General features: G+C 37.1%; 25 protein-coding genes and 2 tRNA genes. 13 read left to right on the forward strand and 14 right to left on the reverse strand.

Features of this window, described 5'->3' with window-relative positions:
- Positions 1–6: 6 nt before the first annotated feature.
- The 6 genes from CQ022_RS18370 to CQ022_RS18400 all read left to right on the forward strand — a co-directional run bounded on the left by CQ022_RS18370 (position 7) and on the right by CQ022_RS18400 (position 7,196).
- Positions 7–1,455 (forward strand): SusD/RagB family nutrient-binding outer membrane lipoprotein, encoded by a 1,449-nt coding sequence (locus tag CQ022_RS18370; RefSeq protein WP_105683763.1) that lies wholly within the window; start codon positions 7–9, stop codon positions 1,453–1,455.
- A gap of 70 nt (positions 1,456–1,525) precedes the next feature.
- Positions 1,526–3,088 (forward strand): calcineurin-like phosphoesterase C-terminal domain-containing protein, encoded by a 1,563-nt coding sequence (locus CQ022_RS18375; RefSeq protein WP_105683764.1) that lies wholly within the window; start codon positions 1,526–1,528, stop codon positions 3,086–3,088.
- 335 nt (positions 3,089–3,423) lie between these two features.
- Positions 3,424–4,137 carry a 3-ketoacyl-ACP reductase gene (locus CQ022_RS18380; protein WP_105683765.1) on the forward strand — a complete coding sequence of 238 codons (714 nt, stop codon included), beginning with the start codon at positions 3,424–3,426 and terminating at the stop codon, positions 4,135–4,137.
- A 619-nt stretch (positions 4,138–4,756) separates the two neighbouring features.
- Positions 4,757–5,584 (forward strand): 50S ribosomal protein L11 methyltransferase, encoded by an 828-nt coding sequence (gene prmA, locus CQ022_RS18390; protein WP_105683767.1) that lies wholly within the window; start codon positions 4,757–4,759, stop codon positions 5,582–5,584.
- Positions 5,585–5,607: 23 nt separating this feature from the next.
- Positions 5,608–6,447 carry an SH3 domain-containing protein gene (locus CQ022_RS18395; RefSeq protein ID WP_105683768.1) on the forward strand — a complete coding sequence of 280 codons (840 nt, stop codon included), beginning with the start codon at positions 5,608–5,610 and terminating at the stop codon, positions 6,445–6,447.
- Between the two features lie 116 nt (positions 6,448–6,563).
- Positions 6,564–7,196 (forward strand): MgtC/SapB family protein, encoded by a 633-nt coding sequence (locus tag CQ022_RS18400; RefSeq protein WP_105683769.1) that lies wholly within the window; start codon positions 6,564–6,566, stop codon positions 7,194–7,196.
- A 389-nt stretch (positions 7,197–7,585) separates the two neighbouring features.
- On the opposite strand, the gene CQ022_RS18405 is transcribed toward CQ022_RS18400, so the two are convergent.
- The 5 genes from CQ022_RS18405 to CQ022_RS18425 form a co-directional block, all read right to left on the reverse strand.
- Entirely contained in the window at positions 7,586–8,155 is a 570-nt protein-coding gene (locus tag CQ022_RS18405) for a cysteine hydrolase family protein (RefSeq protein WP_105683770.1), read from the reverse strand.
- A 5-nt stretch (positions 8,156–8,160) separates the two neighbouring features.
- Positions 8,161–9,441, reverse strand: coding sequence for an MFS transporter (locus tag CQ022_RS18410; RefSeq protein WP_105683771.1), 1,281 nt, complete (start codon positions 9,439–9,441; stop codon positions 8,161–8,163).
- Positions 9,442–9,502: 61 nt separating this feature from the next.
- Entirely contained in the window at positions 9,503–10,102 is a 600-nt protein-coding gene (locus CQ022_RS18415; RefSeq protein ID WP_105683772.1) for a TetR/AcrR family transcriptional regulator, read from the reverse strand.
- Positions 10,103–10,804: 702 nt separating this feature from the next.
- A tRNA-Arg gene (locus tag CQ022_RS18420) sits at positions 10,805–10,878 on the reverse strand.
- Positions 10,879–10,910: 32 nt separating this feature from the next.
- Positions 10,911–10,985: transfer RNA gene (locus CQ022_RS18425), tRNA-Pro, on the reverse strand.
- Positions 10,986–11,243: 258 nt separating this feature from the next.
- Here CQ022_RS18425 and CQ022_RS18430 point away from each other — a divergent pair.
- The 7 genes from CQ022_RS18430 to CQ022_RS18460 all read left to right on the forward strand — a co-directional run bounded on the left by CQ022_RS18430 (position 11,244) and on the right by CQ022_RS18460 (position 15,605).
- Positions 11,244–11,540, forward strand: coding sequence for a hypothetical protein (locus CQ022_RS18430; RefSeq protein WP_105683773.1), 297 nt, complete (start codon positions 11,244–11,246; stop codon positions 11,538–11,540).
- Positions 11,541–11,686: 146 nt separating this feature from the next.
- A complete protein-coding gene (locus tag CQ022_RS18435) occupies positions 11,687–12,115 on the forward strand; it encodes a hypothetical protein (RefSeq protein WP_105720533.1) in 429 nt (142 codons plus the stop codon).
- Between the two features lie 24 nt (positions 12,116–12,139).
- Positions 12,140–12,523 carry a hypothetical protein gene (locus CQ022_RS18440; protein WP_105683775.1) on the forward strand — a complete coding sequence of 128 codons (384 nt, stop codon included), beginning with the start codon at positions 12,140–12,142 and terminating at the stop codon, positions 12,521–12,523.
- A 2-nt stretch (positions 12,524–12,525) separates the two neighbouring features.
- Positions 12,526–12,804 (forward strand): hypothetical protein, encoded by a 279-nt coding sequence (locus CQ022_RS18445; RefSeq protein WP_105683776.1) that lies wholly within the window; start codon positions 12,526–12,528, stop codon positions 12,802–12,804.
- Positions 12,805–12,908: 104 nt separating this feature from the next.
- Positions 12,909–13,550: a hypothetical protein gene (locus CQ022_RS18450; protein WP_105683777.1), complete on the forward strand. Its 642-nt coding sequence runs from the start codon at positions 12,909–12,911 to the stop codon at positions 13,548–13,550.
- Between the two features lie 108 nt (positions 13,551–13,658).
- On the forward strand, positions 13,659–14,183 hold the full coding sequence (locus CQ022_RS18455; protein ID WP_105683778.1) for a thermonuclease family protein: 525 nt from the start codon (positions 13,659–13,661) through the stop codon (positions 14,181–14,183).
- A gap of 363 nt (positions 14,184–14,546) precedes the next feature.
- Positions 14,547–15,605: a serine hydrolase domain-containing protein gene (locus CQ022_RS18460; protein ID WP_105683779.1), complete on the forward strand. Its 1,059-nt coding sequence runs from the start codon at positions 14,547–14,549 to the stop codon at positions 15,603–15,605.
- Positions 15,606–15,692: 87 nt separating this feature from the next.
- Here the strand turns inward: CQ022_RS18460 and CQ022_RS18465 are convergent, their stop codons facing one another.
- From CQ022_RS18465 to prpB, 9 genes are all read right to left on the reverse strand, one after another.
- Positions 15,693–16,517: a 5'-nucleotidase, lipoprotein e(P4) family gene (locus CQ022_RS18465; RefSeq protein ID WP_105683780.1), complete on the reverse strand. Its 825-nt coding sequence runs from the start codon at positions 16,515–16,517 to the stop codon at positions 15,693–15,695.
- 139 nt (positions 16,518–16,656) lie between these two features.
- The gene (locus CQ022_RS18470) at positions 16,657–17,439 is read right to left on the reverse strand and encodes an enoyl-CoA hydratase/isomerase family protein (protein WP_105683781.1); all 783 of its coding nucleotides are present in this window, start codon (positions 17,437–17,439) and stop codon (positions 16,657–16,659) included.
- Between the two features lie 2 nt (positions 17,440–17,441).
- The gene (gene mmsB / locus CQ022_RS18475; RefSeq protein ID WP_105683782.1) at positions 17,442–18,326 is read right to left on the reverse strand and encodes a 3-hydroxyisobutyrate dehydrogenase; all 885 of its coding nucleotides are present in this window, start codon (positions 18,324–18,326) and stop codon (positions 17,442–17,444) included.
- Positions 18,327–18,328: 2 nt separating this feature from the next.
- Positions 18,329–19,438: an enoyl-CoA hydratase/isomerase family protein gene (locus CQ022_RS18480; protein ID WP_105683783.1), complete on the reverse strand. Its 1,110-nt coding sequence runs from the start codon at positions 19,436–19,438 to the stop codon at positions 18,329–18,331.
- A gap of 15 nt (positions 19,439–19,453) precedes the next feature.
- Positions 19,454–20,614: an acyl-CoA dehydrogenase family protein gene (locus CQ022_RS18485; protein ID WP_105683784.1), complete on the reverse strand. Its 1,161-nt coding sequence runs from the start codon at positions 20,612–20,614 to the stop codon at positions 19,454–19,456.
- 7 nt (positions 20,615–20,621) lie between these two features.
- A complete protein-coding gene (locus CQ022_RS18490; protein ID WP_105683785.1) occupies positions 20,622–22,118 on the reverse strand; it encodes a CoA-acylating methylmalonate-semialdehyde dehydrogenase in 1,497 nt (498 codons plus the stop codon).
- Between the two features lie 65 nt (positions 22,119–22,183).
- Entirely contained in the window at positions 22,184–23,635 is a 1,452-nt protein-coding gene (locus tag CQ022_RS18495) for a bifunctional 2-methylcitrate dehydratase/aconitate hydratase (RefSeq protein ID WP_105683786.1), read from the reverse strand.
- A gap of 34 nt (positions 23,636–23,669) precedes the next feature.
- Entirely contained in the window at positions 23,670–24,824 is a 1,155-nt protein-coding gene (gene prpC, locus CQ022_RS18500) for a 2-methylcitrate synthase (protein ID WP_105683787.1), read from the reverse strand.
- On the reverse strand, positions 24,811–25,719 hold the full coding sequence (gene prpB, locus CQ022_RS18505; protein WP_105683788.1) for a methylisocitrate lyase: 909 nt from the start codon (positions 25,717–25,719) through the stop codon (positions 24,811–24,813). The genes prpC and prpB overlap by 14 nt, the downstream gene beginning before the upstream one ends.
- Positions 25,720–25,896: the final 177 nt, after the last annotated feature.

Consider the following 25,896-nt stretch of genomic DNA (forward strand, 5'->3'; position numbering starts at 1 on the left):
TTAAAAATGAAAAAAATAATCATACATCTGACATTGGCAGCTTCTGTTTTCATGCTTCAGTCCTGCGACAGAACTTTCGAGGAAATGAATACAGATACCAGCAAGATCAAAGATCCGTCAGTAGGAAGTCTTCTTGCTCCTATCCAGTATGAAATGGGAAGTTATGGCTATAACAGAGCCGACGATTTCACTTTTGATATGATGCAGATCGCTTTAGATTTTCCCAATGAAGGAAATTCCTACAGCAGATATTATATGGACGAAAAAAGTGGTAACGGCTACTGGAATACTTCTTACAGATGGCTTAAGCAGGTAAGTGACCTGAAAAAATATGCGGCCAAAGAACAGAATAATAATTACCTGGCTATTTCAATGGTTTTAAATGCATGGATTGCCTCCAATCTTACTGATGCTTTCGGTGATATACCTTTATCTGAAGCCGTGAGAGTTGAAGAAAATATTTTAAAACCAAAATATGATAAGCAGAAAGAGGTCTACATCCAGCTGTTAAACGATCTGAAAACAGCCAATTCTCTATTCAATACCAACCAGGCATTAACGGAAACAGATTTGTTTTATAATACCAATACCAACAGCCAGACCGGTATCTTAGGATGGAAGAAATTCTGTAACTCCCTTTCATTAAGATTACTGACCAGAATTCTAAGCAGAAACGGAGAAGTAAATGTATATGAAAGAATCCAGGAAATTGTGAATAATCCTACTCAATATCCTGTTTTCCAAAATAATACAGACAGTGCAGTACTGCCACTTTCCGGAATATCTCCATACTTACCTCCAATAGCTCGTCCACAGGATTTTACCGCTTACAGGGCAGCAGGCGAGTTTTTTGTAAATGCGATGAAAGATAATAATGATCCCAGGATGAGTCTGTTTTTTACGAAAGCAAAGGCCACATCGGGAGAAGATCTTGGCTATAAAGGAGCTCCATCAGGATATGCTCTGGGAACATCTTTCAACTATCAGCCTTCTAACCTTAACCAAAACCTTGCAAAAGCACCTTTAAAAATATTAATTATGACCTATTCTGAAGTTCAGTTTATTCTGGCAGAATTGGTTAACAAAGGAATCATCGCAGGAAACCAGCAGACCTACTACGAAACCGGGGTAAAATCAATTATTGAACAATGGGGAGCAACAGTTCCTGCCAATTATTTCAGTAATACCAAAGTGGCTTATGACGGCTCTCTGGAAAAAATTATGCTTCAGAAATACATTTCCCTGTTTTTTGTAGACCATCAGCAATGGTATGAATTCAGACGTACAAAACTGCCTGTACTGCCTAATAACGGAGGTCTTCAGAACGGAGGGCAGATGCCTGTGAGATTCATGTATCCTACCGCTACAAAAGTGATGAATACGGATAATTATAATGCCGCCGTACAATCCATGGGAGGAGACAATATCAACGTAAAAATGTGGTGGAATAAATAATATCCTTAATTGAAAAATTAAAAAATAATTTAAAGATTTAAAAATTATGAGTATCAATATAAAATTTTTAATGCCTTGTGTATTGGTTTCAGCAATGGCATTCTCACAAGCTTCTGTTTCCGGATATGTATACGAAGACAGTAATAAAAATCAAAAAAAAGAAAACCGCGAAAAAGGAATTGAAGGAGTAGCTGTTTCCAATGGTGTTCAGGTAGTTCTTACTGATAGAAACGGACGATACAGCCTGCCGGTTCAGGAAGATCAGACTATTTTTGTGATCAAGCCTTCAGGATATCAAACCGCTTTGAATGCAAATAACTTACCTCAGTTTTATTACCATCATAAACCCAAAGGTTCTCCGGCGGATTTTAAATACAAAGGCGTTGCTCCTACAGGAGATCTTCCCAAAGAATTGAACTTTCCACTTTATAAACAAAATGAAAACAAAAATTTTGATATCCTTGTTTTCGGTGATCCACAGCCTTACACAGAGAAAGAACTGGATTACTTCAAAAGAGGAATTGTAAATGAAGTGAAGAACACCAAGAAAAATGCTGTGTTGGGAATCAGTCTGGGAGATTTGGTAGGAGACAATCTAAGCCTTCAGAAGCCTTATGCAGAAGTGATGAAAGAAGTGGGACTGCCTTGGTACAATGTGATGGGAAATCATGACATGAACTATGATGCGAAGGAAGATAACCTTTCCGATGAAACCTTCGAGTCTAATTTTGGTCCTGCCAATTATTCCTTCAATTACGGCAATGTACACTTCATCATTCTGGATGATATTCTTTATCCGGATCCGAGAGATGGTAAAGGATATTGGGGAGGTTTCCGTGAAGATCAGCTCCAGTTTATAGAAAACGACCTGAAGCTGGTTGATAAAAATAAACTGATCGTTATATCTTTCCATATTCCATTGGAACATAAAAATGAGGATAGCTTCAGAAATGTGGACCGTCAGAAATTATTTGATTTCCTGAACCCTTTCCAGAATGTATTGCTTTTGTCCGCACATACTCATATCCAACAACAGATTTTCTATGGTAAAAAAGCAGGCTGGAACGGTATTAAAGAATTACACGAATATAACGTAGGAACCACTTGTGGCGACTGGTATTCAGGAACACCGGATGATGCCGGACTTCCTACTTCAACGATGAGAGACGGAACGGCCAAAGGATATTCATTCATCAGCTTTACAGACAATCAATATAAAGTAAAATACAAAACAGCCGGAAAACCGGAAGACTATCAAATTAAATTATATATCCCAAAAGTGATTCCTTCTTCAAGAACGTCAGCAAAAGTATTGGCTAATTTCTTCATGGGAAGCAAAAAAGACAAAGTAGAATACAGAATCGATGGTGGTAAATGGGAAGAAATGGAGTATGATGAAACCATAGACCCGAATTTTGCCCTTTCTGTTTTCAAATGGGATTCTACAGAGAATATTCTTCCGGGAAGAAGACCTTCCAATCCTGAAATGTCAAAACATATCTGGGAAGCAGACTTTCCTAAAAAATTATCATTAGGAAAACATAAAGTTGAGGTAAGGGCTGTTGACATGTACGGAAATGAATTCTCATCTTCAGAAGAGTTTGAAGTGCAGAATTCAATTCAGATTCCTTAAGCTTTTTATTTTTTTTACTATACTTTTTTTAGATTTTGAAACCGGTTCTTATGAGCCGGTTTTAATTTTATTAGAGGCTTAGATTAACCACAAAAGTCACAAAAGTTTTTTTACCTATAATTTGGGGGATAAGAAGTACATTTAAGTTGTATAAAAAATCTACGTTTTCATCTTATGTGAACTTTTATACAGGAGGATTATAACTTTTAAATATTCTCAATGTTAATCATCTTTTGTGACTTTTTTGGTTGAATAAAATATAAGTTAAATCTGTATTTTCACCGCTTCGTAAAAATGTTCTTTCGTAACTTTGTATAAAGAAAAGTATTACTACTATGAATATAAACGGAAAAAATGCCATCGTAACAGGTGGTGGAAGAGGATTAGGGAAAGCTGTAGCATTAGCTTTGGCCAATGAAGGAGTAAACGTTGCCATTACAGGAAGAAATGAGGAAAACCTTAAAATGACAGTTGAAGAAATCAAAAGACTGGGCGTAAACTCGGCCTATGCAGTTTTTTCTGTAGACAATGAAATTCAGGTAAAAGCGGGAATAGAATCTTTGGCAGAACAATTGGGAGGTATTGATATTCTGATCAATAATGCTGGAATCGGAGACTTCGGAAGTATCGAAGAAATGCCTTCTGAAACATGGGAGCAGGTGATTAAAACCAATCTGTTTGGGGTATACTATGCAGCCAAAGCAGCGCATCCATTTATGAAAGCTAAAGGGGAAGGTGATATTGTAAACGTAGCTTCCACAGCAGGACTTAAAGGTGGTCCAAATATGTCAGCCTATGCAGCTTCAAAAGCAGCCGTAGTATCTCTTTCTCAATCTATGATGGCAGAATGGAGAAAACAAAATATCCGTGTGATTACGCTTACTCCAAGTACCATTGCTTCGGATATGAGCATCCAGGGTGGACTTACCGATGGAAATCCTGATAAAGTATTACAACCGGAAGACTTTGCAGAATGGGTAAGAGATATCCTGAAAATGAACAGAAGAGCGCTGATCGCAAACGGTTCAATCTTCTCTACCAATCCATAATAAGGTTTAAAATTTAAAGTTCAAGATTTAAAGTTTACAGTTGTCAGCAAAGAACTGTTAATCTTCCATGAACAATGAAATTCAATAGGAGCGGGCTTTAGCCCGCTTTTTCTTTTCATAAGCTCTAATGACTTTAGTCAAAACTTATAATTTTTTAGCATTTCAAAAATCTGTGTCATCTGTGCAATCCGTGGGATAAAAAATCATAACTTAAACTTTCCGTATCATATTCATTAATAGAAGCGGGCTTTAGCCCGCTTTCTTTTTTACGTTTCCATTTAGGCTTTAGCCAAAAACTGGAATTTCTTGCATTTCAAAAAATCTGGGAATTTATTTCCATGTCTTTTATAATAAGTTTTGGCTAAAGCCAATGGAATTTGTCTTGATTTTGAAGACGGGCTAAAGCCCGTCCCTATTGAATATATGATGGTAATAATCTGCGTAATCCGTGCAATCTGTGGGATAAAAATTCCACAAATAAAACTTTCCTATCTTATTCATTCAATAAAACTGGCTTTCATCCCTTTAAAAAAAATAAAAATCCCCGGTTTCAGCCAAAAATCACAACTTCATTTTTTTAACCGTAATAACATTAGTATTTTTGCAGCAAATTAGTCACATGCAAAATTATTTAGAATTCAATTTCAAAATTTCTCCATTACAACCTTGGAATGAGATATTAATGGCGGAACTTATAGAAATAGGTTTCGACAGCTTTACAGAAGAAATTGACGGAATTTTAGGATATATTCAGACAGAATTGTTTCAGGAAGAGCAGTTGAAAGCACTTCCGATCTTTGAAAACGAAAATGTAAAAATTGAATATTCTTTCGAAGAAATGCCGAATATCAACTGGAATGAAGAATGGGAAAAGAATTTTTCTCCCATCAATATTGATGATAAGGTATTGATCAGAGCTGAGTTCCATGAATCTGTACCAGGAATGCATGAAATTATCATTCAGCCTAAAATGTCTTTTGGAACAGGGCATCATCCTACCACCCATTTGATGATCCAGCAAATGATGGATATTGATTTCAATGGTAAAAAAGTATTGGATATGGGATGCGGAACTTCTGTATTGGCTATTTATGCAAAACAGCAGGGAGCAGGCGATACAAAAGCCATCGATATTGATGAATGGTCCGTGGAAAATTCAAAAGAAAATTCTGTAAGAAACAATGTAGAATTGGATATTGAACAGGGAACGGCTGAAAACTTAGGAAAAGAGAACTATGATATTATTCTGGCCAATATCAACAGAAATATCCTTATTTCAGATATTCCAACTTATGTTTCAGTATTGAATAACGGAGGAAAACTATTGCTTTCAGGGTTATGTTTCTTTGATGTGGATGATATTCTGGAAGTATGCAAAGAAAGCGGCCTTGAACTTAAAAAGAAGCTACAGCGTGAAGAATGGGTAAGTCTTCTGCTTGAAAAATAACACACAAAAAACAAAATACGAATATGAAAACTTTATGGACAGCTTTATTCTTACTGATGCTGCAGTTTTTTACTGCTCAGGAAAATGAAGTATATGCAGATGGTGTCTTTGGTTTTGAAGAAAATAAAACCCAGAAGATCTTTACAGACCGTACCCGTGTGAGATTGGATCCTGGAGTGAATGCTCAGATAATAGACTCATTGTATACTAATCAGCAGATCATGATTCTTAAAAAAGAAGATGGCGTTTTAAAACTGGGCGAAAGAGCCGCTAATTGGTATAAAATCTCTTATCAGAAGGGAGAAAATACATTGGAAGGATATATCTGGGGAGGTAATCTTTCTGTAGGATATCGTAACAAAAACGGCTATGATTTCCTTTTTGGGCTTTCCAAAACGATAGACAGAAAGAATAAAGAATACAATGAGATCCAAAAACAGAATATTGCCGGAATAAAAGTAATGGAAGGAAATACACTTATTGATGAGGTGTATTTTGATACAGGAAGAGGAGAAGAATTGAGTTCAGCATCTTTCAATGTTGAAAGCAGTCACAAGCTTCAAAATGTAGAATTCACTCTTAAGGCAATGGTTTCCGGAGAAGCCTGCGGAATTGCAAGCTATGATCAGTATGTTCTTTTTAAAGATAAAAAACTGATTACACTTCCACAATTAATGAACGTAGGGGATGCAGGAGCTTTTTATCACAGCGAAGAATATGTTTTTCCGAATGATAAAGGAGGAATTTCCAACGCATTTATCCTAAAAGTGGAAGATATGGAAGTGGATGAAAAAGACAGAGAGAAAAAGAAAAGCTCTTCCAAAACTTATCTTTGGAACGGAAGTTCCTATAAACTGAAATAATAGTATGTATTTCCAATAAATTAAACCGTTGTATCCACAGCGGTTTTTTTTATAAAGATGAGAAGACTCTTTTACAGTTGAAAAAAATCGAATACATTTAGAAGATAAAAAAGCAAATGGACATACTTGAAGATTTACTTCCCATTCTATTTTCAGTTTTTGTAGGCGGTATCATTGGAATTGAAAGAGAATACCAGTTAAAGTCAGCCGGATTAAGAACCATGATTCTGGTGACACTGGGAGCCTGTATTTTTACCATGCTATCCATGAGTTTGGGCGGCCCTGGAAGTCCTGACCGTATTGCCGCCAATATTATCACAGGAATAGGATTCGTTGGAGCTGGAGTTATTTTTAAAGAAGAAAACAGGGTTTCTGGTCTTACAACTGCGGTTACCATATGGATTTGTGCTTCTCTGGGTATGACAATAGGAGCCGGATATTATCAGGAAGCAATTATAGGTTCTGTAGTTGTTTTTCTGTTGCTTATTATGTTCAAATATGTTCAGGATATTATTGACAGAATAAGTGTGCGTTATACCTATCAGATTACAATTCCCTATGAAGATGGAGTGGTGGAGAAATATGAGTCTATCTTCAATGAACATGGACTGAAATCGATCAGAGGAAAACAGGTAAAAAGCGGAGAAAAATACACCATTATCTGGCGTGTTCAGGGAGCAGCAAGAAAACACGAAGTTTGTACAAAAATCTTACTTAACGATTTATCCATTGAAGAATTCCGATTTTAAATAAAAATCAAAATAAATCCATATTATCCGCAAACATCTGTGAAAATCCGTGCAATATGTGGGAAAAAACAGATTCAAAAAATCATTTAAACATAAAAAAATAGGACTGGAAAAACCAATCCTACCCAAACATGATTAAGTGTATAGTTTAGCCATCAATGGCTATAAGGAATTAAAGCACAAAAAGATTTTTATTGATCCTTAATCAATGTTCCTTACTACTAATTAAACTAACTAAGTGACCTTTCGGCAGCGTTTACCATGTAAAAGTAGGGCGTCTTCTCATCCATTGACGTAAAAGATAAACTGATTCAGCGAAATAGATCAGTGAAACGGAATTTTCATCCAATGAAACGGATAGGGAAGAGGGAAATTGTTTTCTGCTTTTGTTAATTTTTGTTTTGCTGTACGATCCAGTCGTTGACCTTAATAACCTCTGCCTGCCTAGGAAAAACCTTTCTCATCAATACGTCATATACTTCTTCATCTCCGTCTTTACAACAGTCTTCAATCACGGTAAGGTCGTAATCTTTATCAGCAGCCTCTCTTAGCGTAGATAAAACAACCCCGCTGGTAGAAACTCCTGTCAGTAACAAATGTCTAACATCCAGTCCGCGGAGAACGACTTCAAGATCACTTCCTGTAAAAGCACTGAATCTTCTTTTGGTAATAACGACATCCTCCTCTTCAGGACTAAGTTCAGGATGAATGGCCATCCATTCTTTCATATTGACATTCGCCATATGTTGTTGAAGACCTGAAAATACTTTGTTATGAGCGCTTATTTCCGGCATTCCTTGTCTGAACCCGATGACAACATAAATAACCGGAATTTGGCGGTGTTTTGCAGCTTTAATAACCTTTTTAACGTTGGAGACCACCTGTTCAGGATCACTTAAACTGCTTACTATTGACGATTGCATGTCCATCACCAACAATGCTGTTTTTGTTTTTTCCATTTTAATTATACTTTATTGATAAATTGTTCCTCTGATTCTTCCAATAGCTGGGGATTGACAGCTTCAGTCTTATTTTTCTTAAATAATAAACGTCTAAAGACAATCACAATTAAAATTCCTGAAATCCCTTCCAGTAATAAAGTTTTGGGAGCTCCTATTTTCTCGGAGATAAATCCAATAAGTACACTTCCCAAAGGCAGCATCCCAAATATAGCAGTCAATAAGATGCTTATTGCTCTTGACCGCATTTCAGGAATCACTTCAGACTGCACAATAATGTTGCATGTGGTAAATTGTGCCACACCTCCCAATCCCGTTAATGCTGCAAAGAACATGGACCAGTAGAAATTGGTGGCATAAGAAAAACATATCAGCCCAATACTCAGAATAGCTGTACTCAGAATCAGAATGTTTCTCATAGAGGCTCCTTTCTTCAGTGAAGCCAGAAATACAGTTCCGAGTACCGCCCCAATCCCAATGAAGCTTGAAATATAACCGAATGTTTTAGCATCCCCTTTAAAAATTTCCTTTGCATAAACAGGAATCAAAGTATCGTAGGGTAAGATCAACAGGCCTGTAATACTCAGCATAATGATGACCAGACTGATAGAAGGTTCTTTTTTCAGGTATCTGAAACCCTCTGCCAGTTCTGTGAAAGTTCCTTTTTTAGTCGTTTTTTTAGGAATGATCTTTATTTTCATCAGCGAAATGGAAAGCATTACTGCGGCAAAGCTGGCTGCATTAATGAGAAAACAGGTTCCGGCTCCAAACTTTTGAAGGATAATTCCGGATAGGGCAGGACCTGCCAGTTTTGCAATACTTGCCATGGCTGCACTTAGAGAAAGGGCACTGGGAAGATCTTCATCATCTGTTACCACTTCATTGATCATAGCCTGCCGTGCCGGAATATCATAGGCGTTGATAATTCCGAGGAAAACACTAAGTACAATGAAGCTCCAAATATTCTGATGTCCGGTCATTACCAGGAATGCCAGTAAAGATGCCTGAATTAATGATAAAATTTGAGTGATCTGTATAATTTTATAGCGATTGTACCGGTCTGCAGCCACACCACCAAAAGCTGAAAATAAAAATGAAGGGAATTGTTCTGCAAAAATGGTGAGCCCCAGCATAAAAGCAGACTGCGTCATGCTGTATACCACCCATACCACGGCTGTACGCTGCATCCATGTCCCAAATTGTGAGACAGAACGCCCGAAAAAATACAAAGTATAATTGGTGCTTTTGAAAGCCCGGAATGTACTGATATTACTTAGTTTGTTCATTTTTTTTGAAATAGACTATTTGACAAATAATGTAAAAGTGTCAAAATTTGGATAAAAAATTTTAACTGATGTGCTTAATAACCATAGAAGTCAATGTGTTCACGGTATTGTTTAAGCTTTCAAAATTGTTTTTTAAGCTCATTTCACGCCTTATTCCTCTGATACTGCTCTGTAGAATGAAGATTATGGTTTCCTGCTCTTCAATGGCCACTTCCGGAATTGAACCTTTGGTAATGCCTGTTGAAAATAAATTGAGCAGAAGATTTCTTTCCGCTTCCATCATTCGGTTGTGGGCATCGGTAATATGTTTTGATTTCTCTTCATGATCCATTCCTGCTTCAATAGCTCTGAAAAATGAAGATCTTTCTTCTGAGGTCTTCACTTTAGCAAGACAAAACTCCTGAATCTTTCCTTCGAAAGTTCTTTTCTTCTTCATCTTGGAATCAATCTCAGAAATCACTTCTTTGATCAGGTTTTCCAGAACTGCCTGGAACACTTCCTCGCGATTTTTATAATAGTAATAAATTGAGGTTCTGCTTTTACCCACTGCTTTTGAAATGTCATCCATTGTCACCTTCTTTAAACCATACTTCAAATACAGCCCTGAAGCGGTATCCAGGATTTGTTGGGAAAGCTGATCTTGTTCTGTGTGAGATGACATTGTCTGAAAATTGTCTGAAATATGAGTACAAAAATAAAATATTTTTGACAAAAAAACAAATTTTGTCAAATTGTTGGTAGGTTTTTATTTTTTAATGCCGCTTAGAAAAATCTTAAAATAAGGTAATGTAAAAAATAAACTTTGCGTTTAATAAAAAAGACTCACTGTTTCCAGTAAGTCTTTAAGTGAGTGCGAAAGGATTCGAACCTTTGCCGTCCCGATTTAAATCGGGATGCTCTATTTCGTGAGCTATAATCATATTTTTGAATAAGGGTAAAAACAAAAAAGACTCACTGTTTCCAGTAAGTCTTTAAGTGAGCGCGAAAGGATTCGAACCTTTGCCGTCCCGATTTAAATCGGGATGCTCTATTTCGTGAGCTATAATAATATTTTTGAATAAGGGTAAAAACAAAAAAGACTCACTGTTTCCAGTAAGTCTTTAAGTGAGCGCGAAAGGATTCGAACCTTTGCCGTCCCGATTTAAATCGGGATGCTCTATTTCGTGAGCTATAATCATATTTTTGAATAAGGGTAAAAACAAAAAAGACTCACTGTTTCCAGTAAGTCTTTAAGTGAGCGCGAAAGGATTCGAACCTTTGCCGTCCCGATTTAAATCGGGATGCTCTATTTCGTGAGCTATAATAATATTTTTGAATAAGGGTAAAAACAAAAAAGACTCACTGTTTCCAGTAAGTCTTTAAGTGAGCGCGAAAGGATTCGAACCTTTGACCGTCTGCTTAGAAGGCAGATGCTCTATCCAGCTGAGCTACGCACCCATTAAGTAATTTTGAGAAAACTACTAAAACAGTCGGGGCGGCAGGATTCGAACCTGCGACCTCCTGGTCCCAAACCAGGCGCGATGACCGGACTACGCTACGCCCCGAGGGTGTCATCAGTAACGATATTTACTTCGTTTTTGCGGTTGCAAAGGTACAATACTTTTTCAAATAAAAAAATAAAATGAAGAATAATTTTAAATTAATTTTTCGTGAAAACTTTTTTGTTACCTTTACCCGGCTAATAACCATTGACTTATCTTGTTTTAAAAATGATGAAAAAATTTTCATTTTTTTTCTCCTTTATTTCATTTTTAAGACCTGAACCGTTTGTTTATGGGAGTTCGTTTTTAAGATAACTGGAAATGAAAAAAGAAGAATTTTATCAAATTTATATCCCCGTATTGGAAAAGGCTTTTCAAAATGATTCCATTAATTTGGGGTTTTATGTCAAATCTCCGGAAAATTATATGGATGATGAACTTGCTGGTAAAGTTGAACAATACTTAGAAGAACATGAAGATACATTTCTTGAAAAAGTTGCTTATTATTTTGATGCAAAATCTCACAACTTTCCCTCAGTTCAAAATGTTCTTATCGACTTATATAAAGCAGATCTAATGAATGAAATGGAACTGATAAAAAAGGAATTTATACAATGAAATCTAAAAATGTAAATCTAAAAACCGGATATGTTTTTATTCTACTCAATTGTTTTTTGATCATGTTATCATCTTGTTGTAAGAATGAAAAATTTGTAACCCATAGAATTTCCAATATATCCTTAAGTTTACCCCAATCATTTGTTGTGAAAAAAGAACTTGCTGAAGATTCTCAGGTATTTAGTATCAACGCCCGGAATAAGCGTGTCGGATATATTTATTATGGTGATTATAAGCCCTTTGAGGAAGATTCTTTTTTCATTACTGATGATAAAGAATTATATGAAAAATATAAAAACAGAGAGTTAAAAGCTTATTTCTCAAAAAATACTGAAAGAGATAGTAAAAATGGTATTTTTAATGTTAATTATTATTACTACGATACAATCAATAAATGCAGAGCACAAATTATGATGCCGAAAAAAGCAAATAAAGGACTTATCGGAATCCATTTTGACAGCGTAGATATTTACAAAAATAAAATGGCAATTATTGTGAATGATTTGAGTGAAGAAAATAAAGAACTGTTTTTAAAAATCTTTAAAACCATTAAAATCAATTCTGCTCAACATTAATGTTAGTAAAAAATAAAATACAAAGTGATCATTACTCAATTACATATACTAGACTGGTACGATGATATTATAACTTCAGTTACTTTATTTGAAAATGATGTATATGTTTTTAATTGCATTCAAAAAGATGTTAATAATGGAGAGAAAACATATTACTGTGTAAAAATAGATGAAATATCATCTCAGCAAATTCGGGATGTAATAGAGAAAAAGAAACTTACTACAAGTGATTGGAATGTTATCAATTTGATTTTTGAAAAGAATAATAAAAATGATCATGTTTTTTTATTGAAGGCAGAATCATTATTCATTGGCTCTGATATTATTTTTAAGAAAATAAAAAAAACGGATATCAGATCTATTAAGCTTCCTTTTGATATTTCAACTTTACATACTACAGCAAAATAATAATGAAGGATATATTTCAGTTTAAAATTCTGATTCATGAAAATCTGTCGGATACTTTTATTATCGAAAAATTTATTGTTTTTCTTGAAGAGCGTTTGGTGTATTGGGGTGGAGGCGGTTCTGATAATCAAATAAACGGAAGTCTATATACTGATGAGAATGTGATGATTACTATTAATGATTTTATAAAAGAGTTTGTTACATTTTTCATCAATCTTAAAATTGAGATCAGTAAAATTGAGATTAATATTGAATATGGTTATTCTCACTCTTTTGTATGATGATTTTATGAAGACCCATTTATCATTGCCTATACACATGAGCCGTTGGAAGATATAAAAAACCAAAGTATATAAGCATTTATCGAAAATTCCACTAAATTTTTATGAAAAAATATACAGATACCAATACCTATTACCTGTCAAATTTTTTAAGCAGCGATGAGATGCATTATGAGAATCTTTGGTTGTTTTATAATCGTGGAGATAGGTTTCAGCTGGGTGATTTTTTTCATGATCAAAAAAAAGTTTATTCTTTTTTATGGGAATATGGAGATACGGATATTTTAATGAAAATTGATGAATGGAAAAGAGCTTTCAGGAGAAATAATATTGAAATTTTACAGGAATCTAAGTTTCATAGCCGGAACTACTTATCATCTGGACAAAAGGTATATCTGGACTGCCTGGAAACCGATTTTATCACTGCTGATGAAAAATTTAATGACATTACAGCCTATGATATCGGACAACGCTTTGTTCAAATTGTGACCGATGAACATATTTCTTTTGAAGATTTCGACTTAAGTTTTCTGGAATGGTCTGATAAAGTGGATAAGTTTAAAGCTTTAATCAGGATTTTAGATATAAATGGTATCTGTGCATTAATCTTAAATGGCTATCATCACCGTGGAGAATTGCTTAAAGTCTGTATTGTTAAAAATGATGAAGTAAGTTTGGAAACAGCAGAGATTTTACCTTTACCTATTTTTGAAAATACTTATGTTGCGATGCCATTTAACTGGTGAAAATTGAAATTCTGAATACTATAAATTTTATCTCTGATGATGAGCGATTTATCTTATAGATAGAATGATTGAGATAATTTTGTCCTTAATAACCATTATCTTTGCCGCATGAAAAGATTAATGTTGATGTATGTACTTTTCCCTGTATTTCTATTCTCACAGACTACCGGAAAAGTAATCAAAATTTCAGACGGAGATACCATTACTTTATTATTAAAAGGAAACCAGCAAAAAAAGCTCAGACTGGCCGAAGTTGATTGTCCGGAAAGTGGGCAGGCCTTCGGAAAAAATGCGAAACAATTCACTTCAGCTCAGGTATTTGGGAAAACGGTAAGTTTTGTGGAAACGAATACGGACCGCTATGGAAGATCCATTGCAAAAGTGTATTATGATGACGGAAAATACCTTTCCAAAGAGCTTATCAAAGCAGGGATGGGATGGTGGTATTTTTCCTATTCAAAAGATGCTTCATTGGGGAAAATTCAGGAAAACGCCAAAAGTAAAAAGATGGGCCTTTGGCAGGATATTAATGCCGTTGCTCCTTGGGATTACCGTAAAATGAAACGTGATCTTAGGAATAATAAGAAAATTGAGGCTGCTAAAACCGGAACAAAGGCAAAAGCTGTGGCGTAAACATTTGGTCATGAAGCTAGAAGATAAGGATGATTTATGAAAACTTATCGTGTTGAATATGCTTTGTTTTTTTTAAAAGACAACACAAAAGTAAAGTAACCGTTCTTGAAATTTGATATGAAAAGGATTTTAATTCAAAATATTTCTTCCATTCAGCTTTAAAAAAATATTGAGAAAAAACCTTGGTCGGGTGTTGTAATTGGTTGTTTTATAGTGTTTTGTAATTACTCGTACTTCTTTTAAGAATAATCCGTACTCATTTTTTAAGACCAATAAGACAGAATACGTTTATTCGGTCGCACAGGATTTTTTACTTTTTCAAATTTGTATCAAGATAATTGTTAAACATTAAACAACGATACAATGAAAAACTCATTCACACTTTTAGCGGTTCTATTATTCATCAGTACCTTTTCTTTCGGACAGAATTTTTCACAAAAGATAGATTCTATTATAAAAGATAATTATCAGAAAAATCCGGATGTGGGAATCAGTGTTGGTTTCATCAGTAATAATAAAGAATATTACACAGCGTATGGTAAGCTGAGCAAAGAAAGCGCAATGAATATTGATAAGAATTCCTTATTCGAAATTGCTTCTATTACAAAGATTCTGACTTCAAATTTAATAGCACAAGCTGTTATTGATAAGAAATTAAAACTGGAGGATTATATTGATGGTTACCTGCCAAAAGGGTATCATCTCCATGAAAATCTTAAGAATAAAATAAAAATTTCGGATCTTGCTTCCCATCAATCGGGCTTACCTGATATAGATTTTGGGAAGTTGATCGAACTAAACCCTCAGCAGCCGGTAAGTAGTGTTACCGAAGAATCATTAATCTCCATCATCAATAATTGTAATGAGCTTATTGACTATGGCAAGTACCGTTATTCTACCATGGGCTATACATTACTAGGGCAGATATTGGAAAAGGTTTATGGCAAGAGCTATGATGAAATCATTCATAAAAAAATAATCAGTCCTTTGAAAATGACGAATACCTTCACAAAAGAATTTGATGTAAAAAATAAAACAACAGGTTACAATCCCAATGGTGGCGCTCAGGAGTTTTTCAAATGGAATATTACTGCATCCGCCGGATTGGTTAAATCCAATGCTTCTGATATGGTTACGTATCTGAGAGCGATTCTTGCAAAAGGAAATCCAGTTTCAAATGCCGCATTAATCACAGAAAACATCTATTATAAAGATGAAAAAAGAGAAATGGGCTTAGGACTTAACATCAGTACGGATGACCAGAATACAATCTATTTAAAGTCTGGTGATTCCATGGGAGAATCTTCAATCATCTGCTATAACAGGGCTAAAAATTGGGGATTTATCATCCTTCTGAATAAAAGAGACTCTAAAATGAGACAAAACCTGTTGAATGAAATCTACGAGAAAGTTTTGAAGTAAACAGGAAAAGATCATAACACATGAAACTAAAAACCTCACAATTTTGTTGTGAGGTTTTTAAATTTATATCTAAGGTTTAGATTTTATTTAGGGATTAGATTTCACTGCATCATACATCATAGAGTTTTTCTGCTGCTCAGTATAATCGTATTTGTAATGGTAGAATGAGGATTCCCAGTCTCCATACCCCACATTGGGAATAATAATGAATTTTTTACCAAAATCATCCGCTGAATTTTTCACGGCAGCAGAACGATCTATTTCTGATTTTTTATCAAATATATCTGAGAAATCGGCAAGGTTATCACCTAGCAGCAAAACAATATTGTAATTTTTAGCAATGTCTTTTCGTCGGTTTTCTTTACTGCTTTCTTTTGATCTTAAAATAAGGCTGGCATCACTTTGAAGCGGGAAATTGTATTTTTTTAAATTCTTCAAAGTTCCTTCGCGCTCCACTTCGGCACGGTTGGTCACATAAAAAACCTGAATTCCCTTACTGGCAGCATACTGATAAAATTTTTGAGAACCTGTAAGTGGAGTGGCAATACCTTTTGCAGTCCATTCTTCCCATGTTTTCTGGTCATAATTCTTTCCCATTTTTGAGCGCTCCACAGCGTAATAAGAATTGTCTAAAAAGGTCTCATCAATATCGGAAACGATGGCTAAAGGTTTGTCGGATTTCTGCGCTAACGCTTCATCCAAACGGAGGGTCGCAATATTATAAGCCTGAAGACATAAGGCTTCGTATTCAGCAGCTCTTTGCTGGTAAAAAGCAGCATATATTTTTCCGTCACGTCCAAGGTTTTGATAAGGTGTATCCTGGATGGAATTCTTTGAAACCGGTGCTGCCGTTGTACACGATATAACTGAAGCCAACAAACAGCTTGCGATAATGAGATTTAAATTTTTCATTGAATTTGAATAGGAAGAACAAAATTATGACAATTTGATTGTATGACAAGTATTTTTGGGAAGTAAAAAAAGGAGACCGGTAACAAAAACAGACCAGCCTCCTAAAAATCAAATATATCTTTTAAAATTATTTTCTCTTTTATTCTCCTTTAAAATCAGGGTTTCTTTTTTCTATAAATGCGCCAATACCTTCGTGATGATCCTTCGTATCGAATAATTCCCCGAATAAAGCTGCTTCCTGTTGCAAACCTTCTGTAATAGGTAATTCGACACCTGTGTTCAACGATTGTTTTGCTTTCGCTATGGCTACCGGACCTCTTGAGGCTATTGTTGCCGCTAATTTCCGGGCTTCATTCCATAATTCTGCAGGAGCAATCACACGGTTTACAAAACCTAATTCTTTACAGGCTTCTGCTGAGTAAAATTCACCGGAAAATACCATTTCTCTTGCTTTGTACAATCCAATTGCTCTCGGTAAGCGTTGTGTTCCTCCAAAACAGGGTAATAATCCAAGTGTTACTTCCGGTAATCCGAATTTCGCTTTTTCACTTGCCAGAATGAGGTCACAGGACAAAGCCAGTTCACATCCGCCACCTAGCGCAAAACCGTTGACTGCTGCGATCACTGCAAATGGTAATGCTTCAATGGAATCGAAAGCGGTTTGAGCCATGGTAGAAAAATCTGTAGCTTCTTGGGGCGTCATCCCCTGCATTGCTTTGATGTCGGCACCTGCAACAAAAGCTTTTTCCCCGGATCCGGTAATGATTAAAACACGAATGTCTTTGTGGGATCGGATCTGTTCTGCAAATGATTTCAGTTCTTTTAAAACAGTTTCATTCAAAGCATTTAAAGCTTCAGGGCGGTTAATGGTTAAGGTGCCAATATATCCTTCCTGTTGGTATAATAATGTTTCAAAATTCATGATTACTGATGTTTGTTTAAGAATTGAATAATACTTGAAAAATCGCTGGTACCATTTCCGGCTTCACTCCAGATTCTATAAAGATTTAAAGCGGCGTTTCCCAATGGAGTTGAGGTTCTGGTTTCCAGTCCTGCTTCTGCAGCCAATCCCAAATCTTTTGTCATTAAATCTACGGCAAAACCTCCCGAATAGGCTCTTGATGAAGGGGCATTTTCCATCACTCCCGGATAGGGATTATATACTTCCAGCGACCAGTTTCTACCGGAGCTTTTCTGCATGATCTCACTTAATATTTTAGGTTCTAAACCGTGACGGACTCCTAAATTGATGGCTTCAGAAGTACCGATCATATGGATGGCTAAAAGCATATTGTTACAAATCTTTGCGACCTGTCCCGCACCGGAGTCTCCTGCATGAAAAATATTCTGTCCCATACATTTTAGAATAGGCCTTGCCTTTTCATAGTCTTTGGTTGGGCCGCCTACAATAAAGGTTAATGTTCCTGCCTGTGCTCCTGCAGTTCCACCTGATACGGGTGCATCAATCATTTTGCATCCTTTCGAAGCAGCCATTTGAGCCACAGAACGGGCGGTTACCGCATCAATCGTACTGCTGTCAATGATTAATGTATCAGGTTTCAGCTGGCTGATGAATTCTTCAGAATAAAGTTCTGCAACATGTTTACCTGATGGAAGCATTGAGATGACCACATCAGCATCCTTAGCAGCTGTTATAGCTGAGTCTGAGGTTTGTCCGCCTGCAGCAATCAGTGCTTCTGAAGCGGAATGGGAAAGATCAAATCCGATAACGTGATGACCTTTCTTTACAAGGTTGATGGCCATAGGTCCACCCATATTTCCTAATCCTATAAATGCTATATTTGACATATTTAATCTTTTTTTCCTAAGTTTTTTAATGGATGTTCTTCATGAGCCCAAAGCGGAGTAAAATAGCTGTCTACCCATTCTTTGGTAATATCAGGTAAGGTAGCAGGCTGCCATTTTGGGGAAAGGTCTTTATCTACCAGCAATGCTCTTACACCTTCTGCGAAATCAGGATGAATGCAGCATTGGCAGGAAAGATTTAATTCAGATTGAAAAACTTCTTCAAGGCTTACATTTTCACCTTCTTTCAATTGTCTGAAAATGATGTGTGCTGAACTTGGAGAGCCTGTTTCAAAGCTTTTTATTCCTGTATTGATCCATTCGTCCTTATCCGGATGCTGCATCAAAATTTCTCTGAACGCTTCTAAAGAATTTGCCCCTTCAAACTGTGCGATGAATGAATGATGTATCTGTGCCTGTGATTCGGGTGTGGTGGTTTCTTTAGAAATATTTTCCAGAATTGCAGAAACTGTCTGATGGTTATTTCCATTCCATTGGGCATGATCGAGAGCATCTAATAGAGCCACTTTTGAACTGGAGGAAATATAGTAATCTGCCAGCCCTAAAAACTTACAGTCGGCACCATCTAATCTTGCCCCCGTTAATCCTAAATAAATTCCATAAGCGGAAGGCATTTTATTTAAAAACCAGGTACCGCCAACATCGGGATATAAACCGATAGTAATTTCCGGCATTGCCAGTTTGCTTCTTTCAGTAACAATACGATGAGATGCTCCCACCATAATTCCGATTCCGCCACCCATCACAATTCCGTGTCCCCAGACAATGACAGGCTTGGGATAGGTATGAATGAGGTAATCTACCTGATATTCCTTTGAAAAGAAATCGAAACACTGCTGAGGGACTTTTGTACCATCAATGCTTTGCTGCTCTATAATGGCATCATGTAGTTTTCTTACGTCTCCTCCGGCACAGAGCGCTTTTTCACCTGCTCCCTGAAGAAATATACAGGCGACTTCACCAGAGGTCTTCCAGTCTTCCAGAACAGCTTTCAGTTCTTCAATCATTTCTAATGAAAGCGAATTGAGTGTTTTTTCGGAATTCAGGGTGATGATCCCGACTTTATTTTTTATTTCTGTTAGTACTAAACTCATTTTTACTCTTTTGAATTAACGGATTTGTATCATAGCTCCTTCTTCTAAAATCTTTCTTGAAATTACCAGTTTCATAATTTCATTGGTTCCTTCTACCACCTGATGTACTCTGGCATCACGCATAAGACGTTCCACAGGAAAGTCTTGCGTACATCCATAACCGCCCAGTATTTGTAATGCTTCATTGCATATATTAAAACACATGTCGGTTGCCAGACGTTTTGCCATGGCACAGTACGTTGTAGCATTTATATCATTTGAATCCAACTTGAAAGCTGCTAAATGTACCATCTGGCGGGCTGCCACCAGTTCTGTTGCCATATCAGCAATTTTAAACTGAAGCGATTGAAACTGTGCTAATGATTTCCCAAACTGGAGTCTTTCATGCATATATTTTTGGGCCTGGCTGATAGCTCCCTGTGCAGCTCCTACAGAACAGGTGCCAATATTAATACGTCCGCCATCCAGTCCTTTTAATGCTATTTTAAATCCTTGTCCCAAATCACCTAAAAGATATTTTTCATCTACTTCTACATGATCAAAGAAAACAAATCGTGTAGGCTGGGTATTCCAACCGAGTTTTTTTTCTTTTTCTCCAAAACTGATCCCCTCAGAATTAGCCGGTACTATAAAAGCACTGATTCCTTTTGGGCTAGAATCTCCGGTACGCGCCATTACGATGAGTATATCACTTTCACCTGCTCCGGAGATGAACGCTTTTGTGCCGTTAATGATGTATTTATTGTCTTTTTTCACTGCCGTTGTTTTTAAGGCTGCTGCATCTGACCCGGAACCAGGTTCTGTAAGACAATAGGACCCTAATAATATTCCTGATGACAAATCTGGGCATAATTGTTTTCTGATTTCATCATTCCCAAATTCATCAATCATCCAGGAGACCATGTTGTGTATGGTAATGTAGGCGGTAGTGGAAGGGCAGGCTGTAGCCAGTTCTTCAAATATAATGGTAGCGTCCAGCCTTGATAATCCCAGACCTCCGGCATCTTCACTGGTGTAAACGCCACAAAAACCAAGTTCTCCGGCTTTTACGATAGCTTCTCTCGGAAATATCTTCTGAGCATCCCATTCCGAAGCATAAGGAGCCAGTTCTTTTTCGGCAAATCTTCTTGCGGCATCCTGAAATGCCCGTTGATCTTCATTTAGGTTGAATTCCATAGAAAGGTTATTTTAAACTGATCGTCATATTCAGATCGCCTGCAGGAATATCTTCTTCAAACCAACGTGCTGTAATCGTTTTGGTTTCTGTGTAAAAACGAATACCTTGTTTTCCGTAAGAATGCAGGTCGCCAAAGAATGATTTTCTCCATCCTGTAAAAGAGAAAAACGGTAATGGAACAGGAATCGGAATGTTTACCCCGATTTGTCCCACTTCAATTTCATGCTGGAATTTTCTTGCCGCTGCTCCTGAATTGGTAAAGATGGAGGTTCCGTTTCCATAAGGATTGGCATTAATGATTTTAATGGCTTCATCCAGTGTTTCCGCCTTTAATAATAATAAAGCAGGGCCGAAAATTTCTTCTTTGTAAATGTCCATATCTGTTGATACGTTATTGAATAACGTTGCTCCTACAAAGTATCCGTTTTCATAGCCTTCCACTTTACAGTCGCTGCCATTCAGTAATACCTCGGCTCCCTGATCATAGGCACTTTTAATCAATCTTAAAACCTTGTCTTTTGATTGTTGGTTTATCAGAGGCCCAAAGGCAGCAGATTCATCAGACCATACTCCGGGTTTAATGGTACTTAGAGCTTTTTTGATATCATCCACCCAGTTTTGAGCTTCACCTACCAAAACAGCTACGCTGATTGCCATACAACGCTGGCCGGCTGCTCCGCAGGAAGCTCCTACAAGATTGTTAACAACCTGTTCTTTATTGGCATCCGGCATGACTACCATATGATTTTTTGCTCCGCCAAAAGCCTGAACTCTTTTCAGATTATCGGTTCCTGTGCGGTAAACATGCTCTGCTACGGGAACAGAACCTACAAATGAAATGGCTTTGATCTCTGGATGGTTCAGAATATGATTCACCTGATCTTTGGAGCCGTGAACAATGTTCAGAACTCCTTTAGGGAAACCTGCTTCTAAAAATAGCTCAGCCATTTTCATAGAGGTCATGGGAGTTTGTTCTGAAGGTTTTAAAATAAAGGTATTTCCACAGGCAATGGCCATAGGGAACATCCATAAAGGGATCATTGCAGGAAAATTGAAGGGTGTAATTCCTGCGCATACTCCAAGTGGCTGGATATAGCTGTAGGTATCCACACCTCTTGCTACATTTTCTACTGTTTCTCCCATCATAAGGGTAGGAATGTTGCAGGCATGTTCTACCACTTCAATTCCGCGCCATACATCTCCCATGGCATCAGGGAATGTTTTTCCGTTTTCTCTGGAAAGGATTTCAGCAATTTCTTTTTGGTTTTCTTTTAAAAGCTGCTGGTATTTTAAGAACAATCTGGCTCTTTCCGGAGTAGCTACTTCTTTCCATGTTTTGAAAGCTTCCTGAGCAGCTTCTATGGCTTGATCTATTTCAGACAATTCCGTTAAAGGAACTTCTGCAAGAATTTCCTGAGTAGCAGGATTTTCTACGGGAAGATACTCTGTAGTTTTACTTTCTATAAAATTTCCGTTGATTAATATTTTTACTTTTTGTGACATGATTTTTAGATTGAGAGTGAAAAGTTGAGAGTAAATATTCATTTCACTCTCAACTTTTTATTACATTATATTACCAGCAGATCAACAAATTCGTTGACATCTAAGTTGACAAGAGTATCATATTCTAAGGAGTTTTCTAATACAATTCTCTGTTGTTTTTCCGGGAATATTCTGGCCAGGTTTACTTTATATTTCTTGATCAGTTCAGGAATTCCTTCGTCTCTTCTGCGTTTGTGGCCGATTGGATATTCTACAACAATTTCGTCTAAAATAGTTCCATCGTTTAATTCTACCGTTAAAGCATTGGCAATTGAACGTTTTTCAGGATCATGGTAATCTGTAGTGAACTGTACGTCTTCTACACATTCAATTTTATCACGAAGAATGTCGATTCTTGGGTCTGTTGCTACATTATCTTCATAATCAGCGGCTGTTAATCTTCCGAAGATCAATGGAACTGCTACCATGTACTGAATAGCATGGTCGCGGTCAGCAGGGTTGTTCAGCGGTCCTTTTTTATCAATAATACGAATACATGCTTCGTGGGTACGGATTGTTATTTTTTTGATGTCTTCAGCAGATTTTCCTGATTTTTTTAACTGATGGTGTAAGGTCATAGCTGCTTCTACAGCCGTTTGAGAGTGGAATTCTGCAGGGAATGAAATTTTGAACAATACATTTTCCATCACATAAGAACCATACTCTCTTTGGAATTTGAATTCATTTCCTTTGAAAGACACATCATAGAATCCCCAGGTTTTTGCTGTTAATACGGATGGATAACCCATTTCACCTGTTTTAGCAATAAGGGCTAAACGTACAGCTCTTGAAGTGGCATCTCCGGCAGCCCAGGATTTACGGCTTCCGGTATTGGGAGCATGGCGGTATGTTCTTAAAGACTGTCCGTCTACAAATGCTAATGAAACGGCATTGATCAGTTCATCACGGGTTAAGCCGATCAGTTTTCCGACAACGGCTGTAGAGGCTAATTTTACCAATAATACATGGTCTAAACCTACTTTATTGAATGAATTTTCCAATGCGATAACTCCTTGAATTTCATGGGCGATGATCATCGCTTCCAGAACCTGTTTCATTTTAAGCGGAGCTTTTCCTTCAGCAATATTTGTTCTTGAAAGCCAGTCTGCTGTTGCTAAAATTCCTCCCAGGTTATCTGAAGGATGTCCCCATTCAGCGGCCAGCCAGGTATCATTGAAATCTAACCAACGGATAATTGCTCCGATGTTGAAAGCAGCCTGTACAGGATCCAGCTGAAATTGTGTACCCGGAACTTTAGCTCCATTCGGAACTATGGTACCTTTTACAATAGGTCCTAAAAGTTTGGTACATGCAGGATAGGTAAGTGCTTCCAATCCACAACCGATTGTGTCTAATAAACAGTAGTGGGCTGTTTTCCATGCTAAATCGTTTTTGATTTCATAGTGTAATACATAATCTGCAATATCTGTTAATACCTGATCCGGCTGTGGTCTTTCGTTTGAAATGTGTGATGACATCTTTATTTTTTAATTTAATTATGAATTGATTTTTTTATTTTCTGTTTTCGATGGATACAAAGTCTTTATTTTCAGGACCTGTATAATTGGCACTTGGACGGATAATTTTCCCATCTTGTCTTTGTTCAATAATGTGTGCACTCCATCCTGTGACTCTTGAAATCACGAATAGTGGAGTGAACATCAGGGTAGGAACTCCCATCAGGTGATAAGATACTGCGGAGAACCAGTCCAGATTAGGGAACATTTTCTTTTCTTCCCACATCACAGTTTCCAGTCTTTCAGCAATATTGTACAACAGCATATCTCCGGCTTCCTCGGAAAGTTCTTTGGCTACTTTTTTGATGACTACATTTCTTGGGTCTGAAAGGGTATAAACAGGATGTCCGAATCCTATAATTACTTCTTTGTTGGCGATACGTTTTCTGATATCTTCTTCTGCCTCATCAGGAGAGTTGTATCGGCTTTGGATTTCAAAAGCTACTTCATTGGCTCCGCCATGTTTAGGGCCTCTCAATGCACCGATAGCCCCTGTGATGCAGGAATAAAAGTCTGATGAGGTTCCGGCAATGACACGTGCGGTGAAAGTAGAAGCATTAAACTCATGTTCGGCATACAGGTTAAGGGAAATTTCCATTGCTTTCACCCATGAATCAGGAGCTTTTTTACCATGTAAAAGGTGAAGGAAATGTCCGCCGATAGTATCATCATCAGTCTCTACATTGATTTCTTTGCCATTATGGGTATAGTGATACCAGTATAAAAGCCCTGAACTGAATGATGCTAATAATTTATCTGCAATATCTCTTGCTCCGGCTACATTGTGATCATCTTTTTCCGGCTGAATACTTCCAATTGCTGAAACCATTGAACGCATGACATCCATTGGGTGTGCAGCTGCCGGAATACTTTTTAAAATATTTCTTACAGAGTGAGGAAGACCTCTCAATGATTTTAATTTTGCTTTATAGTTTTTGAGTTGAGCTTCAGTGGGCAGCTGACCATAAATAAGCAGGTAAGCAACTTCTTCAAATTGTGCTCTCTCTGCAAGGTCCAATATATCATAACCTCTGTAATGGAGATCATTTCCACTTTTTCCTACACTGCAAAGAGCGGTATTACCTGCTGTCACTCCGGAAAGTGCTACGCTTTTTTTAGGTTTAAATGTTGGTTCGCTATTCGTTGACATGAGTATTTTGTTTAAAAAGGTTATCTAATTTTTGTTCATAATCATAGTAGCCGATACTTTGGTAGAGCTCTTCTCTTGTTTGCATCGTGTCCAGTACATGAGTCTGTGTTCCGTCTTTACGGATGTGATGGTATACGTTCTGTGCCGCTTTATTGGCGGCTCTGAAAGCGGAAAGAGGGTAGAGGATGAGTCCTACACCAGCGTTTTTCAGTTCTTCTACAGTGTACATTTTAATCATTCCAAACTCAGTGATATTGGCAAGGACCGGTATTCCGGAAGCATCAACAAATTTTTGATAAAAGCTTAAGTCAGGAACTGCTTCAGCAAAAATGAAATCTGCACCGGCTTCTTTATAAGCGATGGCTCTTTCTAGCGTTTTTTCCAGTCCTTCACTAGCAAAAGCATCTGTTCTGGCTCCGATCACAAAATTTTCATCGGTGCGGGCATCTGTTGCGGCCTTAAGTCTGTCTACCATTTCCTCTTTGCTTACGATTTCTTTTCCGGGGCGGTGTCCGCAACGTTTTGCGCCCACCTGATCTTCAATATGAATGGCAGCAGCTCCGGCTTTGATTAATGATTTTATCGTTCGGGCAACATTAAAAGCAGAAGGCCCAAATCCTGTATCAATATCTACCAAAAGTGGTAAATCGCAAATATTAGTAATACGCTGAACATCTATGAGTACATCATCCAGAGTCGTAATTCCTAAATCAGGAATACCTAAAGACCCTGCAGCAACACCTCCTCCTGAAAGATAGATGGCATTAAAACCAGCCTGCTGTGCCAATAATGCATGGTTTGCATTGATGGCTCCAACAATCTGAAGGGGATTTTCTTTTTCCATAGCCTCCCGGAATTTTAAGCCGGGCGACTTCCAATTTTCATTTTTGATCATTATAATATTTATTGTTGAGTTGAAATTTGTTTGTCATTAAAGAAGCAGAAGAGCTGTAAAGACATCGCTTTTGAGTAAAGAGTAAAAAGTAGGAAAGGAGTCGAGGAATCTTCCCATTGTGCTGATGTTGGGAATTTTGAGAAACCCTGATTGTACAGGTTTGTAAAATAAACCTGT

The organism is Chryseobacterium culicis, assembly GCF_002979755.1.
In the GTDB taxonomy this organism is placed as follows: domain Bacteria; phylum Bacteroidota; class Bacteroidia; order Flavobacteriales; family Weeksellaceae; genus Chryseobacterium; species Chryseobacterium culicis_A.